Below are 15,883 nucleotides of genomic sequence, written 5' to 3' on the forward strand. Positions count from 1 at the left end.
TCCGCCGGCACCCGGGCTGCGCCCGGCCCACGCGCCGGGCGAGGATCGCAACAGGCACCAGTCGTGCATACACGCCACCGTCTCCCAGCTGCGCCCGGCCCACGCGCCGGGCGAGGATCGCAACCAGGTGGGGTTGCAGCCGGTGCAAGGCCCCTACGCAGGCTGCGCCCGGCCCACGCGCCGGGCGAGGATCGCAACAAGGACGCCACCACCGACCTCGCCCAGATCAACCGGGCTGCGCCCGGCCCACGCGCCGGGCGAGGATCGCAACTGCTTCGCCTGGTCGGCTGCGTCGGCGTGGCGGGGGCTGCGCCCGGCCCACGCGCCGGGCGAGGATCGCAACGCCTACTGCGTCCCCCACGACACCGTCGGCACCCGCGACGCTGCGCCCGGCCCACGCGCCGGGCGAGGATCGCAACGAGGGCCAGGTCGAGTCGATTGCGTCGCTGTACCACCAGCTGCGCCCGGCCCACGCGCCGGGCGAGGATCGCAACATCGGGAATGGCGGCGGCGGCGTTGATAGCGGCCTGCAAGCTGCGCCCGGCCCACGCGCCGGGCGAGGATCGCAACCTTCGCCGCCCCAGAGACGGTTTCCCGGCCGATCAGGTTGCTGCGCCCGGCCCACGCGCCGGGCGAGGATCGCAACGTCATCCACCAGATGTGGTCGGGTGAGATGGAGGAGGACGCTGCGCCCGGCCCACGCGCCGGGCGAGGATCGCAACCGAGCCACTCCCCCGGATCCTTGCCGCACGCCTCGACGCTGCGCCCGGCCCACGCGCCGGGCGAGGATCGCAACTCCCTGCGATCGGGTACTGATCGAGACAGCGGTGGGCGCTGCGCCCGGCCCACGCGCCGGGCGAGGATCGCAACCGCTCGAACACGATCACCTGGTTGGCGTCGTACTGGTAGCTGCGCCCGGCCCACGCGCCGGGCGAGGATCGCAACTGCTCGGTCGCCTGCCACGTACTGTCGCTCGCCCGGAAAGCTGCGCCCGGCCCACGCGCCGGGCGAGGATCGCAACCCGCTCGGCGACCGGCCGACCGGCCGCCTCGTTGTCGTCGCTGCGCCCGGCCCACGCGCCGGGCGAGGATCGCAACCTGCACCTGGTCTAGGGATGCGCCGGAGTCGCGAGCGAGCTGCGCCCGGCCCACGCGCCGGGCGAGGATCGCAACCGGCTGCTGGCCTACATCGCCGTCACCATGCCCGACCGCTGCGCCCGGCCCACGCGCCGGGCGAGGATCGCAACAGGGTGCAGTGGCGTGCGGCCCGCGGGAGGCTGGTGAGCTGCGCCCGGCCCACGCGCCGGGCGAGGATCGCAACGCCGCGTTCCTGGACAGCCTCGGCGACGCCCCCGAGGCTGCGCCCGGCCCACGCGCCGGGCAAGGATCGCAACCTGATGGGTACCAGCGACTGACCCAGGGCACGACGAGCTGCGCCCGGCCCACGCGCCGGGCGAGGATCGCAACAGGTTGGTGGTGCGCAGCCGAGCGAACACCCGGTAGCGGCTGCGCCCGGCCCACGCGCCGGGCGAGGATCGCAACGGCCCGAGCGGCGTGCACATGCGGGTCATCACGACCGGGCTGCGCCCGGCCCACGCGCCGGGCGAGGATCGCAACGGCGCCTCCATCGCCGCCGACCCCGCCACATGGGTGGCTGCGCCCGGCCCACGCGCCGGGCGAGGATCGCAACGTGTCCTTCTCCGACCGCTGCAACGCCGCGCAGCAGTGGCTGCGCCCGGCCCACGCGCCGGGCGAGGATCGCAACCCGGCGATCGTGGTCATCACCGACGAGGGAGGGGAAATGCTGCGCCCGGCCCAAGCGCCGGGCGAGGATCGCAACGGGAACCGGTACAGCCAGTTCGTGTCGATGGCCCCGCGGGCTGCGCCCGGCCCACGCGCCGGGCGAGGATCGCAACCGGGCCGGCGGCCGGCGGCTGTGGGACGAGATGGGCGGCGCTGCGCCCGGCCCACGCGCCGGGCGAGGATCGCAACTCCGCACGGGACGGGTTGTGGTCCAGGTAGTCATGGAGCTGCGCCCGGCCCACGCGCCGGGCGAGGATCGCAACCACGCCGGCGTGGACATGTCGAGGGCCGACGTGCGCGGGCTGCGCCCGGCCCACGCGCCGGGCGAGGATCGCAACAACCGGATGGCCGCCGACCCGCAGATCGCGCTGGTGCGCTGGCCCGGCCCACGCGCCGGGCAAGGATCGCAACCAGGACCCACTGCTCCAGGAGTTCCAGTCCCTGGGCCAGCTGCGCCCGGCCCACTCGCCGGGCGAGGATCGCAACGTGGCCCGGGAGCTGTACGACTTCCGGCACGCCATGATCGCTGCGCCCGGCCCACGCGCCGGGCGAGGATCGCAACGGCCACAGCATGGCGCGGTTGCACCACGCGGGGACCTGCGGGCTGCGCCCGGCCCACGCGCCGGCGAGGATCGCAACTGCGCCGAGTACCTCGGGTGGGAGCCGAAGGAGACGACGCTGCGCCCGGCCCCACTCGCCAGGCGAGGATCGCAACTCCACCGACCTGATCGCCGGGTCGAAGGGTGACGGCGCGCTGCGCCCGGCCCACTCGCCGGGCGAGGATCGCAACGTCGCGTCCAGATCGCGGGCCGTGGCGTAGTCCGGTAGCTGCGCCCGGCCCCCGCGCCGGGCGAGGATCGCAACCCGGCGGAGCTGCTGCGCCACATCAAGGGCCCGTACCGCTGCGCCCGGCCCCCGCGCCGGGCGAGGATCGCAACCGGGAGTTGAAAGGCATGGGCGAGGCACCGCGGCCCGAGCTGTGCCCGGCCCCCGCGCCGGGCGAGGATCGCAACTACCGCCTGACGACCGAGGACAGGCTAGGCCAGCGCGAGGCTGCGCCCGGCCCCCGCGCCGGGCGAGGATCGCAACGACTTCATCAACGCGCCAAGCGGCGGCGGATCAACAAGCTGCGCCCGGCCCCCGCGCTGGCGAGGATCGCAACATGTAGAAGCCGAAGAAGTGGATCTAGATGGTCTTGGTGCTGCGCCCGGTCCTCGCGCCGGGCGAGGATCGCAACGCCCTGGTGTAGGTGTTGCTCATAGCCCGAGCCACCGCCGGCTGCGCCCGGCCCACGCGCGCCGGGCGGGGATCGCGACTTCCGCCGCTGGCAGGCCCTCGTCGCGACGTTCAACGGCTGCTCCCGGCCCACGCGCCGGGCGAGGATCGCAACGTCACGACGGAGGGCGTCACGACCCGCGGCCTCGCAGGTGGCTGCGCCCGGGCCACGCGCCGGGCGAAGATCGCAACCAGGGAAGGGCGGGCCGGACCCGTGGGCCCGGCCCACGGCTGCGCCCCCGGCCCACGCGCCCGGCGAGGATCGCAACGTCGCGCCGGCGTACCCGGAGCTGACCGAGGCCCTGGTGCTGCGCCCGGCCCACGCGCCGGGCGAGGATCGCAACGGGGCGAGGGCGCGGGCCTGAAAGCCTCGCGGTACGCGCTGCGCCCGGCCCACGCGCCGGGCGAGGATCGCAACGCCGAGCGGGGCCTACCGTGGACCCGCACCGACGACTAGCTGCGCCCGGCCCACGCGCCGGGCGAGGATCGCAACACCGACCTGGCGTCGCTGACCCCGGTCCCCGGGATCGCCGCTGCGCCCGGCCCACGCGCTGGGAAGACATCGACGACCCGCACGAGCAGCGCTGCGCCCGGCCCACGCGCCGGGCGAGGATCGCAACCGCTCCCACACGATCACCTGCGTGGTGTCGTACTGGTAGCTGCGCCCGGTCCACACGCCGGGCGAGGATCGCAACTGCATCGGGACTCCTCCTCTTCTCAGTGGGATCTCGTGGCTGCGTCCGGCCCACGCACCGGGCGAGGATCGCAACAACCCGATGGCCGCCGACCCCCCAGATCGCGCTGGTGCGCTGCGCCCGGCCCTCGCGTCGGGGAGGATCGCAACGACCAGGTGTCGCTGGACGCCTACAAGTACGCCAAGTTGCTGCGCCCGGTGCTCGCGCCAGGCGAGGATCGCAACGACGCTGACCGGATTGCGACTCGGCCGGCGGGAGCAGGCTGCGCTCGGCCCTCGCACGGGGCGAGAATCGCAACAGATAGTTGTCGTCCGTTGCTGTGCCCGGCCCCCGCCCCCGGGTTGTGAGTACGCGGACAGCTCGATCATGGCCGCTGCGCGCGGCCCTCGCGCTGAGCGGGGATCGCGATGACGGACCGGTCACGCCGGACGCGCTGACCGCCTTGCTGCGCCGGCCCTTGCGCCGCCGAGGGATCGCAACCCCGTCGACGGCACCACAAGTACGCGGGTCGACCGCTGATGCCGTGATGCAGGGTGTGATCGACCGAACCAGAACCCGTATGGCTTCTTTCGATTCTTGACTACCGTGAAGGTGCACCATCCAAATAGGTCGAATTCTACCCAATCTCGGCAATAAGGTTATACCGCCCTGACCTAATCGAGCAGCCCGCGTACGGCGCTCGCGAGGTTGGCAAGCCTTTCGTCTGCGCGGTCGCGTCGGTGTTTGACCCATTCCTTGCCTTCGGCGGCGACGCCTTCGAGGACGTGCAGGGTGTGACTGAGCCCGGCAGCGTCTAGCGATAACTCAGCGATCTTGGTTGGGTTCTCGTCGTGCTGGAGCGTCCCGTTGTCAGGATCGCTCACTCGGATTGAGATGGGCTCTCCGTTGAACAGAGTCAGCTCGAAGGTCTGCTGTCGGGTGGCGATGCCGTCGATCCGTACGGCGGCGACGGCGTCGAAACGGTAGTTGAGCCGTTGGGTGGTGTGGCTTGCGGAGGTTTCGAAGTCGAGATCGATGTTGACCTGCCGGACGCCGTCGTCGGTGAGGAGAAACAGCAGCAGGCGATACCGGGAGTACCGCCATGGTCCTTGCGGGTAGCGGGCCTTTTTGCATGAGGGTGCCGGCGCCTCGATGAAGGCGTGTGCGATTACCTGGCTGGGGCGGAGTCGGTACTGCTGCATGGCCTGGTCGACCAGGACTTTGCGGTCGCTTTCCAACCAGGTGGCCATCTCGGTGTCCGACGGCTTGTCGGACAGCTTGTGGCACCACCGGTGGTATGCCGCCCAGCGGGCCGTGTCCTTGTCGTTGCGTTCCGCATGGTCGTCGGCGACCCTGCGGCGCTCGGCGACGATCCGGAACGACGAGCGCACCGCCGGCACCGCGGACGCCACCGCGAGCAGGAACCAGCCTGTGCCGGACAAGGGGGCGCTGGTCACGACGGCAGGAACGGCCCAGAGGCTCCCCGCGGCAAGGAGGGCCAGTCCGCCGACGTGGAGGGCCGTGGTCCTGGCGGGGTTACGCAGCTGCTGGCGGTACGCCGTCAGCGTGTCTCGTTCCCATTGCCCTCGGACATCTCCCACCAGGTGTCGGACGAGCCAGGCGACCCGTTCGGCCTCGATGCGCTGTTCCCGGTAGAGCTCGACCACCTCATCGCGGAGGTGCCGCCGGATCCCCGCCGTCTGGTCGAGCCAGTAGGCTCGGTCGGTTCCTTCGGGCACGTATCGGCGGAAGTAGCGGTCGAAGAGCCGGTCCACCTTGCGGGCGAAGCCTCCCGGTGGTGCATCTCGTCGCCGCTGCCGGGGTGGACGGATCTGGGCTTCCTTTGCGCGCAGCCGTGTTCCGCGGTAGTACCGGTCCGCCCCACCGACGCAAAACGTGGCCAGTCCGACCAGGGCGGCGAGTAGACCGAGGAACGGGTCGAGCGTGCCGCGGGCCGTCACCAGCACGATCATCTGCACCACGGCGAGAGTGAACACGGCCGCGCCAGCGCCGGCGCGTAGCCAGTCGCGCAGCGCAACAGCAGCGGGTTGCACCGGCAGGGTCCGAGGCTGCGCGGGTGTGGGGTGAAAGAACTTCCAGACGCGGTTGAATCGGTCCTCCGCTGTGCGCTGCGAGTCCGCCAGGGCGACGGACTTCCGCCACATCTCTTCTTGCATCGCGCCTTCGAGTAGCGCCTCGAGGTGGCCGTAGATCCCGTCGCGTTGCCGTCGGTTCAGCGCGTCGATCTCTTTGACCACGAGATCCGTCTCGGCGGCGCCGACGGGGGCCAGGAGGCGGATGATTACCTTCAACCCCGCAGTCCACTCGTCATGGTCGTCGAGATGGGGCAGGCTGGCGCAGATGGCGGTGAGGCGATCCAGCTCCTCGGGGGCGAGTTGGCGCAGGGTGCGTCCGCTCAACAGGGCGATCAGCCGGTAGAACTGGACCTCCGTGGTCACATACCCACCTGCGACCGCCTTTTCGATGAGCTCGCGCGCCTGATCACGAACCCGCGCGTCGAGATACCTCAGCGCGAAGGCGAACTGCTCCTCCGGACTCGGGTTTGGCGGCAGCCGGTAAAAGTTGATGTCACCGTGGACTACGCCTGCCTGTACGTCAACGTGCGCATCTCCTTGGGCGACGTTGGTCGCGGTCGGGGTCGTCATCACAGATCCCGCACCATGGCGATGATCACCGCGAGCCGCGCGGCCAGCTCAGACACGTCAGCTACCAGGCCCCGTAACCGCTTGAGCGCGACCATCAGGCCACTCTTCTTCTCGGCTGTGCCCGCCGAGACGCATGCCGTTGCCGCTTCCAGTTCCGCCTCTGCGGCGGCGTAGGTCTCTTCGTCCAACTGTCCGTCGAGGTGGGCCTGCTTGAGGTGGGTTCGCAGGTCCGTGATGCTCGCTGCCAAGTCGATCGGCTGATCGGCGCCAGCGCCGACGGTGACGTTGCCGTAGATCTGCCCGGCCTGCACCCCGACGTGGGCGTTCCCGGTGGCGATGTTGCGGTTGGTCATTGGCATCGTGGGGCTCCCGTCCCGGTCCGCGCCGCCTCGGCTGGCCGGCCCGTCGATGATCAGTTCTCGCGCCAGTGCGGTGGCGAACGCGGCGGCGTGGCGTGCGGCCTTCGGTTGCCAGTCCTGTCCGTCCGTGGCTGCCTTGCTGCCGTCGGCGTGGTCGCTGATGCCGCGCACGACCACCACGGGCAGGGCACGGTTGAGATGGCCCGCCTGGGCCACACCGGCCGCTTCCATCTCGATCGCTACCGCGTCGTTGTAGTGCTGGCGGATCCAGCGGGCCTGTTCCGAGATTCCCGAATCCTGCACCACTTCCCCTGCCGCAATCGGCCCGAAGTGGACTTTGGGCGCTGCGCCTACGGGAAGACCCCGGCGCCACGCGGCGGACCTGTCGACGTGGTGGGCGATCTGGTCGGCCTCGTGGGGGATCTCCCACGCCTTCGGTCGGGCCTTCAAACCGTCGTCCTCGCTGGTGCCGCCGTGGTAGGCGTAGATTTTGCTGGCGACGACGACATCACCGAGTCGGATGTTGGGCCAAAGGCCACCGGCGACTCCCACGAACAGCACAGCGGCCGGGGAGAACTCGGCCATCGCCCGCTCGGCGAGCACCGCGGCCGGATGATTGCCCTTACCGACCAGCCCCAAGGCGACCCGGCAGTCGCTTTGACTGATCCGGCCGACCTCGAAGCGGGTGCCGGCGGGGTGCCGCCGTACACGTAGGTCGGTCAGTTGGTCACGGACCGCTGCGTATTCGAGGTCCAGCGCCGTGAGGATCACGACGAGACCGCTGTTCGTGCTCACGCTGTCTCCCTGTCTGCCTGGCTGAGGGGTCGCATCATCGGAGGGTGAAGAGTCGTGCAGGGCCCGGGACGGAATAGCCGAGCGGGACGCCCACCATCGGTCTTGCGACTCGGCCCGGCGGGGACGATGAAGCCGTCCACGCTCTGCACTTTCCGGTAGAAGTTCCGCGCATCGAGCGGCACGCCCCACACCGCCTCGTAGACCTCCTGAAGCTCGGAGATCGTGAAGGTTGGACCACAAAAGGCGGTGGCGAGCGCCGAGCGCTCCAACTTCTCCCGCGCCCGGTCGATCCCATCGGTCAGGATCTGCTCATGATCGAAGGCGAGTTGCGCGTCACCGGACAACGCCCGCTCCACCGACGTCCAACACGCCCGGGATGCGTCGGTGCCGGCGACCGGCTCGGGTAGTCGAGGGGCAATGGCCAGGTACGCCGCAGAAACCACCCGCCCTCGGGGGTCACGATCCGGCGCACCGTAGACGCCAAGTTGTTCGAGGTGCAACTGATCCGGCCCCAAGCCCGCCTCCTCGGCAAGCTCTCGATGGGCAGCCGTCACGAGGTCTTCCTTCTCGTGGCCGAGGAAACCGCCAGGCAGGGCCAAGGCGCCCTGATAGGGCTCAACCCCGCGCTCGATCAACAGCACATGAAGGCAGGACTTCCGCAAGGTGAGGATGACGAGGTCAACCGCAAGAAGGACGGTCGGCGGGACCCAACGATCGTCAGACATGAATCGACCATAGACTTACTGTCACTCTGACAGGAAGACCGCCGAGTGTCGGATTTCAGCGCTCTGCGCACACGGTTGGCTTCTATCAACGCTTGACTACGGCCAGGTCCCAGCCGTGCACGGTCAGGTCCAGCAGCACCATCCCGCCGACCGTCTCCTGCGGCATCCCCATGCCGGGCGACACGCCCTCCACGCTGGCCGGGTCTGACCAGGCGTCGATCAGCCGTCGCGTCTCGGTCTCGAACCGGTCCCGCCATCCGTCGCCCAGGTGGTCGGGCTTGTCGGCCCACGTGGCGGGGCGCTTCGCCGCCAACCCCTGGAAGTTCACCACCACCTCGAACAGGTGGTTCAGCAGGTCGCGCACCGTGAACTCCGCGCACGGCGTGGGCAGGTCGAGCTGGTCGTCGGCGATGCCGCGCACCACGGCGACGGTTCGCGGGGCGGCGGCCGCCAGGAGGTCGCTAGTGTGTGTGGCCATAGGGCCAGCGTATGAAGGTGGTCTTGAAGAAATGCGACAGCAGCCGCGCGCGGACGACCGGGGGATCCTCGACCCGGCGCGGCTGCGCCGGGCGGTCCGCTTCCGCCGGCATCTGCCCGCCCCGCAGCTGCGCCGCTGGGTGGAGCACTACTGGCTCATCGACTGGGATCTGACCGAGCCGCTCGCCCAGCAGGTGGTGCCGCATCCCGCCGTGAACGTGGTCTTCCGCCGCGACGGCGACGGCCCGGAGTCCGGCGAGGTCGCCGGGGTCGGGCGGCAGCTCTTCTCCATCACCCTCGCCGGCAGCGGGCGGGTCAGCGGGGTGCAGTTCCGGCCGGGCGGTTTCCATCCGTTCTGGCGCGGGCCGGTGGCCGAGCTGACCGGGGGCCGCTGGCCGTTCGCCACGCTGGCCGACCGCTGGCCGCCGGCCGCCGCCGTGGCCGGCGCCGACTCGACCGGTGCCGGTCCGTCCCCCGCCGGCCACTGCGCGGGTACGGACGCCGAGCGCTGCCGCGCGCTGGACGCCCTGCTCACCGGCTGGGCGCCTGAGCCGGACCCGGTCAACGACGAGGTGATCGACCTGGTGGAATCGATCCGCGGCGACCGCACGGTGGTCCGCGTCGACGACGTCGCCCGCCGCCACGGCACCTCGGTCCGCCGCCTCCAACGGCTGTTCCTGACGCACGTCGGCGTCGGTCCGAAGTGGGTGATCCGCCGCTACCGCCTCCAGGAGGCCATCGAGCAGGCCGCTGGAGGGCCCCTCGACTGGGCGCGTCTCGCCGCCGACCTCAACTACAGCGACCAGTCCCACCTGGTCCGCGAGTTCAGCGCGGTCACCGGCCGCACCCCGGCCGCCTACGCCCGCTCGCTCACCTGACCCCCCCGACCGGACGTCCCACCCGGCGACGTCGCGATACCACCGCACCGCCGCCCCTGACGTTCCGTCACGGCTCGCCGCCCTGGCCGGTGACGGTCAACGCGACGGGCGCGGGTGGGGTCAGCGGCGGCGGAGGGCCACCACGGCGACGTCGTCGTGGATCTCGGGCGGGGCCAACTCCACAAGGAGCCGCGCGCAGAAGCGGTCCAGGTCGTCGTCGATCCGCGTGGCGGCGGCCGCCAGGGCGCTCAGGCCCTCGTCGATGGTGGCGTCCCGCCGCTCGATGAGGCCGTCGGTGTAGAAGACCAGGGTGGCGCCGGGCGGCAGCACGAACTCCAGGTCCGGAGGCCGCTGCGCGCGGACCCCGAGCAGCGGCGCGCTCTGCTGCACGAACTCCACCCGGCCGTCGGAGTGGAGCAGCGGCGGCAGGTGGCCGGCGGTGGCCATGCGGACGTGGCCGGTGCCCGGGTGCAGCAGCAGGACGCAGATGGTCGCCAGCTCGGCCGGGAGCAGCGTCCGCATCATCTCGTTCACCCGGTGCAGGATCTCGCCGGGCTGGTGCCCCTCGACCGCGTACGCCCGTACGGCGTGCCGCAGCTCGGCCATCACGGTCGCCGCGTGCAGCGAGTGCCCGGCCACGTCACCGATGGCGAGCAGCAGATGACCGTCGAGCATCACCAGCTCGTAGAAGTCCCCGCCCACCTCGGTCTGGGCGCTCGCCGGCTCGTAGCGCACGGCGAGGTCGAGCCCGGCGATCTCCGGGATCCGGCGGGGCAGCAGGCTGCGCTGGAGGGTGACCGCGATGCGGTGCTCCTCGTCGAAGGAACGCTGCGCCTCCACCGCCGCCGCGACGGCCTGGGCGAGCTGCACCAGCACCGGCGTACGGGCGGTCTGCGTGGCGGTCGGCACCACCACGTACAGCGGGGCCCGGTCCTCGCGCAGCCGGGCGGCGGCCACCGTGACCGTGTCGCCGGCCGGCCAGTCGACCAGCCCCCACCGGGCCGGGTCGTCCACCCGGACCGTGGCTCCGGTCGGTACGCCCGAGTCGTCGACGACCCACGGCACGACGCCCGCCCCGACGCTCGGCCCCGCCGCGACGCCGGCCAGACAGTCTCCGTCGAAGGTCTCGGCGATCACGACGGCCGGGCTCCGGAAGATCTGCGCGGCACCGGCGGCCGCCTCCTCCAGCAGCCGGGCGAAGGTCGGTGCGGCGTGCACGGCGACCGTGGTGTCGGCGAGCCCGAGCAGCCGCTCGGCGAGCAGTTCCGCCCGCTGCCGGGCCCGGTAGTAACGCAGCACGGCATGTGCGGTGGCGACCAGTTCCTCGGGCTCGATCGGCTCGGCCAGGTACGCGTCCGCGCCCCGGGTGAGCCCCTGCGCCCGGTCCACCACGTCCACGGCGTGCGCCGACACGTGGATCACCGGCATGGCCGGATGGTCCGTCTTGATCCGTTCGCAGACCTCGAACCCGCTGAGGTCGGGCAGGCGGACGTCGAGCACCACCAGGTCGATCGGGTCCACCCCGACCCGCGCCAGCGCCTCGCCGCCGGTCTCCGCCTCCAGCACCGTGAAGCCGGCCCGGGAGAGCCAGCTCACCAGCAGGTACCGCTTGGTGCGACTGTCGTCGACCACCAGGACGGTCGCGGGACCGCCGTCCACCGTCAGACTCCGCCCACGGGCAGGGAGACGGTGAAGGTGCTGCCCGCGCCGGGCGTGCTGGTCACCTCCAGCGTGCCGCCGAGCAGCGTGACCAGGCGCCGCGCGTACGGCAGGCCGAGACCGGTGCCACCGACCCGGGTGGCGCCGGGCACCTGGTAGAACTCCTCGAAGATCCGGTCGTGCAGCTCCGGGGCGATGCCCTGGCCGGTGTCCGACACCTGGAGCAGCCAGCGGTCGTCGGCGCGCCGGGCGCGCAGCCGCACCTCGCCGCGCTCGGTGAACTTGAGCCCGTTGTGCAGCAGGTTACGCAGCACCTGGGCGAGCAGCACCGCGTCGGAACGCAGGATGGCCGGGGCCGGGGGCTCCTCCACCACCAGCTCGACCTGCGGGCGGGTGGCGAGCGCCCGCAACGTGCCGCGCAGTTGACCGAAGATCGGCCGCAGGTCCACCTCCGCCCAGTCCGGCTCGATCCGCCCGGACTCGGCCTTGGCCAGGTCGAGCAGCTCGTTGACCAGGGCGAGCAGGTCGGCCGCGGACGAACGGATCAGCCCGACCTGCCGGGCCTGCTCGGCGGTCAGCGGGTCGGAGGCGGAGTCGGCCAGCAGCCGGGCGAGCCCGATGATCGCGGTGACCGGTGCCCGCAGCTCGTGGCTGACGTTGGCGAGGAACCGGCTCTTCGACTCGCTCGCGGCGCGCAGCTGGGCCGACTTCTCGTCCAGTTCGCCGTAGAGGGCCACCACGCCCCGGTTGGTCTCCTCCAGCTCCTCCGTGAGCTGGTTGTAGAGCGCCATCACCCCGCGGTTGGTCTCGGCCAGTTCCTCGTTGAGCACGGCCAGCTCGTCGCGCTGGGTGCGTACCTCGTCGAGTGCGGCGATGAGCTGCTCGTTCTGCGCGGCCAACTCGTCCAGGGCACTGCCGGGCGCGCTGCGGGCCAGGTCGGCGCGCAGCTCCGCGAGGTGCTCGGGGGTCAGCGCCACGGCGGTGACGGGGACACGTCGGGACATCCTCACGACCGTATCCCCCTCTCGTGCCACCACGTCCAGCGTGTCCACCAGGCGCGCCACGGCACCCGACTGTGGCTCGTACCGGCCGCCGGGGAGCTGCCCGACCGGGGCGAGTTCGATCCTGAGGTGGTGCCTACCGTCAACGGCGTCGGGGACGGCCGTGAACGTCACGTCCGCCCCGCCGACGGCCCGCAGCAGGTCGCGGGCCACCTCGCTGAGCGCGGTGGCGACGCGTACCTGGTCCTGGTGCTCCAGACCGACGGCCGCCGCCACCTCCCGGCCCCGCTGCCGGACGACGAAGATGTCGTGCTCGACGCGCAGCCCCATCTGCAGCAGCGGCCAGGTCACGGTTCCCCCCGGGCCACCAGGACGCACGTGTCGTCGCGGCGGATGCCGGCGTCCCGCAGCACGGTCGCGGCCACCACCAGGGGCGACCGCCCGGCGAGACCCGGGTAGTCGTCGAGCTGCCAACGATCGACCACCCCGTCACTGTGCATCACGACCAGCGAGTCGGGCGGGAGGGGGTAGTCGTACTCGCGGACCACCGGGCGCTGGTGCCCGACGATGCCGGGCAGCGACACGAGACCCCGCCGCCGCCCGTCCGCCGCGACGACCGCGCCGGCGATGTTCCCCACGCCGGCGTACCGCAGCACGCCGGTGGTGGGATCCGGTTCGGCGACCGCGAGCGCGGCACCGCGGGTGTGTCCGATGGACCGGTGGATGTGCTGGACGACCGCGGCGGGCGACGCGGCGGGAGCCCGGTGGAACGCGTCGATCGCGGCCCCGGTGGCCCCGGCCGCGAGCGGCCCGTGCCCCAGGCCGTCACAGACGAGCAGTTGACGCCGGCCCTCGACGACCCGCGAGGCGTATCCGTCGCCGCTGACCGACTCCCCGGTGAGCGGCCGGGTGAGCGCACCGACCCACGGCGGTCCGGGCCGGGCGTCCGGCTGCCACACCTGCACGGCGAGCACCGTGCCACGGCCCGGTCGGGAGTACGCGTCGAACCAGGTGGCCTGCCGGGCGATCGCGCCGAGGCCGATGCCGAGCGTGCCGGTGGTGGAGTGGCCGTCCCGGGAGGAGACGGTCAGGTCGGCCATGCCCGGACCGGAGTCGACGGCGATGAGCTCCACGCCGGCCTCCCGCTCGGCCCGGACCGGACGGAGCAGCAGCATTCCGTCGTCGGCGTGCTTGACCAGGTTGCTGGTCAGCTCGGCGGCGACGATGGCGAGGTCGGCGGTGCGGGCCGGGCTGAAGCCCAGCTCGGTGCCGAGCCGCTCGGCCGCCCGTCGTACGGCGCTGGCGGTGCTGCCGGCCTCGACCCGGAACCAGGTGCCGCGGTCGGAGACCGCGTCGCCGGTCATCGGGACCACTTGATGACGGTGACCGTGGTCCCCGCGTCCGGAGCGGTACGGATGTCGAACTCGTCCACCAGCCGGCGGGCACCGCTGAGCCCGAGACCGAGCCCCCCGCCCGTGGTGTAGCCGTCGGTGAGGGCCAGGTCGAGGTCGGGGATGCCGGGACCGGTGTCGGCGAAGATGATCCGGACACCGCGCCGCCTGCCGTTGTCGACGGTGGCCACCTCGACCGTGCCACCGCCGCCGTAGACGAGGGTGTTGCGGGCCAGCTCGCTCGCGGCGGTGACCAGCTTGGTCTGGTCGACCAGGGAGAGCTTGACCGCGACCGCGACCGTCCGCACCAGCTGGCGGACGCGGACCACGTCCTCGTCGCTGTGGATCGCCTGCGCCTGCGGCTGGCCCAGCTCCAGGCCCGTGGTCACGGCGAGGCCGTCGTCTCGGCGTCCGGTTCGGCGTCCAGGTTCTCGGCGTACTCGTCGGCGCGTGCGCTCGCGATCAGCTCCATGCCCCGCTCGACGTTCAGGGCCGTACGGATGCCGTGCAGTGACAGCCCCAGCTCGACGAGGGTGATGGCGACCGCGGGCCGCATCCCGACGACCACCGTCTCGGCGTCGAGCACCTTCGAGATCGACGCGATGGTGGAGAGCATCCGCCCGACGAACGAGTCGACGATGTCCAGGGCGGTGATGTCGATGACCACGCCGTGGCAGCCGGTGGCGACGATCCGTTCGGCCAGGTCCTCCTGGAGCTGGACGGCCGTCTGGTCGGACATGTCGACCTGGATGGAGACCAGCAGGATGTCGCCGATCTTGAGGATCGGCACCCGCTCCATCAGGCCTCCCGGCGAGAGGCGCGGCGGCTGGTCTCGACCCCGGTCAGCCGGAGCACGTGCCGCAGCGCGTCGGCGAGGCTGGCCTTGGTGGCGATGTCACCGAACTCGATGCCCAAAGCAACGATCGTCTGCGCGATCTGCGGGCGGATGCCGGAGATGATGCAGTCGGCGCCCATCAGCCGGGCGGCCACCACGGTCTTGAGGATGTGCTGGGCGACCTGGGTGTCCACCGCCGGCACGCCGGTTATGTCGATGATCGCGTACGGCGAGCCGGTGTCGACCAGGGTCTGCAGCAGCCGCTCCATCACCACCTGGGCGCGGGCGGAGTCGAGGGTGCCGACCAGCGGGACGGCGACCACGCCCTCCCACAGCTTCACCACCGGGGTGGACAGCTCCAGCAGCTGTTCGGCCTGGTCGGCGATCAGGCTCTCGCGGGTCCGGACGAAGCTCTCGAAGGTGAACAGGCCCATCTCGTCGATCAGGGAGGAGAAGGCCACGTAGTCGCGGAGCGCGGTGGGGTTCTGCTCGGCGTCGAGCAGCTCCAGCAGGACCTCCTTGAGGGCGAACACGCTCACCGCCGTCTCGGTGGCGGAGAAGCCCTGCCGGGCGCGGCCCTGGGACAGCTCGGCGAGAACCGCCCGCAGCTCGGCCGCACGCTCGGACTCCAGGTCGAGGTCGCCCTGCTCACTCACCGTCACGATGGCGCGGTGCAGCTCCTGCACCTGCCGGCGCAGCTCGGCCTGGCTGAGCCGCCCCCGCAGTGAGCCGGTGACAATCTCGGTCCATCGCTGTGTGACCTGGTCGTCGTGGCTGGTCAACAGACCCGCCAGTCGACCGCTCTCCTCGGCGCTCAACGCCATGGCAAAACCCCCTCGGCCTGGACCGGGCGGACTCTATCACCGCACACCCGTCAACTACTTGCCGAGGTGCAAAGGAATGACGGGCGCCTCCGGACATCGCTCCCGATCTGCGTGCCACCCCGATCGTGGGATACCGTTTCCCCGATAACGGGAGGTCTGGCGAATGTCCTTGACGGTGCACACGGAACAGCGCGGCGACGTCGTCGTCGTGTCGGTCGCGGGCGAGCTGGACATGGCGACCGCACCGCAGTTGCAGGACCAGATCACCGACCTGCTGGACAAGGGCCGCAGCCGGCTGGTCTTCGACCTGGCGGAGGTCTCGTTCTGCGACTCCACCGGGCTGTCCGTCTTCGTCCGCGCCAAGAACAGCTGCGACGAGGCCGGCGGCGTCGTCCGGCTGGCCGCCCCGCAGCGGGGCGTGCTGCGCATCCTGGAGGTCAGCGGGCTCGTCGAGGTGCTGCAGACGTACCCGACGGTCGAGCAGGCCGTCGCGGGCGACCCCACTCCCGCCTCCTCCTGACC

At 71.7% G+C, this 15,883-nt stretch carries 12 protein-coding genes and 2 CRISPR repeat arrays (1 of these 14 running past the window's edge); of the genes, 2 read left to right on the forward strand and 10 right to left on the reverse strand.

The features are described 5' to 3' along the window. Positions 1-2,365: a CRISPR direct-repeat array (repeat unit 37 nt; unit sequence GCTGCGCCCGGCCCACGCGCCGGGCGAGGATCGCAAC) (it extends 6,539 nt beyond the left edge of the window). A gap of 190 nt (positions 2,366-2,555) precedes the next feature. Then, positions 2,556-2,892: a CRISPR direct-repeat array (repeat unit 37 nt; unit sequence GCTGCGCCCGGCCCACTCGCCGGGCGAGGATCGCAAC). A 1,533-nt stretch (positions 2,893-4,425) separates the two neighbouring features. From HCJ94_RS23215 to HCJ94_RS23230, 4 genes are all read right to left on the reverse strand, one after another. Next, complete coding sequence (locus HCJ94_RS23215) at positions 4,426-6,417, reverse strand: hypothetical protein (RefSeq protein ID WP_168003161.1); 1,992 nt, start codon at positions 6,415-6,417, stop codon at positions 4,426-4,428. Continuing rightward, entirely contained in the window at positions 6,417-7,571 is a 1,155-nt protein-coding gene (locus HCJ94_RS23220; RefSeq protein WP_168003162.1) for a 5'-methylthioadenosine/S-adenosylhomocysteine nucleosidase family protein, read from the reverse strand. The genes HCJ94_RS23215 and HCJ94_RS23220 overlap by 1 nt, the downstream gene beginning before the upstream one ends. Further along, positions 7,568-8,296 (reverse strand): NUDIX hydrolase, encoded by a 729-nt coding sequence (locus HCJ94_RS23225; protein ID WP_168003163.1) that lies wholly within the window; start codon positions 8,294-8,296, stop codon positions 7,568-7,570. Before HCJ94_RS23225 ends, HCJ94_RS23220 begins: the two co-directional genes overlap by 4 nt. An 85-nt stretch (positions 8,297-8,381) precedes the next feature. After that, positions 8,382-8,774, reverse strand: a complete 393-nt coding sequence (locus HCJ94_RS23230) for a TIGR03086 family metal-binding protein (RefSeq protein ID WP_168003164.1) — start codon at positions 8,772-8,774, stop codon at positions 8,382-8,384. A 31-nt stretch (positions 8,775-8,805) separates the two neighbouring features. On the opposite strand from HCJ94_RS23230, the gene HCJ94_RS23235 reads away from it, so the two are divergent. Then, positions 8,806-9,651 carry a helix-turn-helix domain-containing protein gene (locus tag HCJ94_RS23235; protein ID WP_168003165.1) on the forward strand — a complete coding sequence of 282 codons (846 nt, stop codon included), beginning with the start codon at positions 8,806-8,808 and terminating at the stop codon, positions 9,649-9,651. Between the two features lie 120 nt (positions 9,652-9,771). On the opposite strand, the gene HCJ94_RS23240 is transcribed toward HCJ94_RS23235, so the two are convergent. Genes HCJ94_RS23240 through HCJ94_RS23265 form a run of 6 tightly spaced genes read right to left on the reverse strand, consistent with a single transcriptional unit; the run spans position 9,772 to position 15,361 of the window. After that, positions 9,772-11,310: a SpoIIE family protein phosphatase gene (locus HCJ94_RS23240; RefSeq protein WP_168003166.1), complete on the reverse strand. Its 1,539-nt coding sequence runs from the start codon at positions 11,308-11,310 to the stop codon at positions 9,772-9,774. A 2-nt stretch (positions 11,311-11,312) separates the two neighbouring features. Beyond that, the gene (locus HCJ94_RS23245) at positions 11,313-12,662 is read right to left on the reverse strand and encodes a sensor histidine kinase (protein ID WP_168003167.1); all 1,350 of its coding nucleotides are present in this window, start codon (positions 12,660-12,662) and stop codon (positions 11,313-11,315) included. After that, positions 12,659-13,675 (reverse strand): SpoIIE family protein phosphatase, encoded by a 1,017-nt coding sequence (locus HCJ94_RS23250; protein WP_168003168.1) that lies wholly within the window; start codon positions 13,673-13,675, stop codon positions 12,659-12,661. Before HCJ94_RS23250 ends, HCJ94_RS23245 begins: the two co-directional genes overlap by 4 nt. After that, positions 13,672-14,091: an ATP-binding protein gene (locus tag HCJ94_RS23255; protein ID WP_168003169.1), complete on the reverse strand. Its 420-nt coding sequence runs from the start codon at positions 14,089-14,091 to the stop codon at positions 13,672-13,674. The genes HCJ94_RS23250 and HCJ94_RS23255 overlap by 4 nt, the downstream gene beginning before the upstream one ends. Further along, positions 14,088-14,501: an STAS domain-containing protein gene (locus HCJ94_RS23260; protein ID WP_168003170.1), complete on the reverse strand. Its 414-nt coding sequence runs from the start codon at positions 14,499-14,501 to the stop codon at positions 14,088-14,090. Before HCJ94_RS23260 ends, HCJ94_RS23255 begins: the two co-directional genes overlap by 4 nt. Beyond that, positions 14,501-15,361: an STAS domain-containing protein gene (locus HCJ94_RS23265; RefSeq protein WP_168003171.1), complete on the reverse strand. Its 861-nt coding sequence runs from the start codon at positions 15,359-15,361 to the stop codon at positions 14,501-14,503. The genes HCJ94_RS23260 and HCJ94_RS23265 overlap by 1 nt, the downstream gene beginning before the upstream one ends. A gap of 163 nt (positions 15,362-15,524) precedes the next feature. On the opposite strand from HCJ94_RS23265, the gene HCJ94_RS23270 reads away from it, so the two are divergent. Next, complete coding sequence (locus tag HCJ94_RS23270) at positions 15,525-15,881, forward strand: STAS domain-containing protein (RefSeq protein WP_168003172.1); 357 nt, start codon at positions 15,525-15,527, stop codon at positions 15,879-15,881. Positions 15,882-15,883 lie beyond the last annotated feature (2 nt).

It is taken from the genome of Micromonospora thermarum (assembly GCF_012034245.1).
Lineage (GTDB): Bacteria > Actinomycetota > Actinomycetes > Mycobacteriales > Micromonosporaceae > Micromonospora > Micromonospora thermarum.

What these genes read in the sequence shown, in the direction of transcription:
- HCJ94_RS23215 (WP_168003161.1), bottom strand. Translation starts at nt 6,417, where the DNA reads ATGACGACCCCGACCGCGACCAACGTCGCCCAAGGAGATGCGCACGTT.
- HCJ94_RS23225 (WP_168003163.1), bottom strand. Translation starts at nt 8,296, where the DNA reads ATGTCTGACGATCGTTGGGTCCCGCCGACCGTCCTTCTTGCGGTTGAC.
- HCJ94_RS23230 (WP_168003164.1), bottom strand. Translation starts at nt 8,774, where the DNA reads ATGGCCACACACACTAGCGACCTCCTGGCGGCCGCCGCCCCGCGAACC.
- HCJ94_RS23235 (WP_168003165.1), top strand. Translation starts at nt 8,806, where the DNA reads ATGCGACAGCAGCCGCGCGCGGACGACCGGGGGATCCTCGACCCGGCG.
- HCJ94_RS23250 (WP_168003168.1), bottom strand. Translation starts at nt 13,675, where the DNA reads ATGACCGGCGACGCGGTCTCCGACCGCGGCACCTGGTTCCGGGTCGAG.
- HCJ94_RS23260 (WP_168003170.1), bottom strand. Translation starts at nt 14,501, where the DNA reads ATGGAGCGGGTGCCGATCCTCAAGATCGGCGACATCCTGCTGGTCTCC.
- HCJ94_RS23265 (WP_168003171.1), bottom strand. Translation starts at nt 15,361, where the DNA reads ATGGCGTTGAGCGCCGAGGAGAGCGGTCGACTGGCGGGTCTGTTGACC.
- HCJ94_RS23270 (WP_168003172.1), top strand. Translation starts at nt 15,525, where the DNA reads ATGTCCTTGACGGTGCACACGGAACAGCGCGGCGACGTCGTCGTCGTG.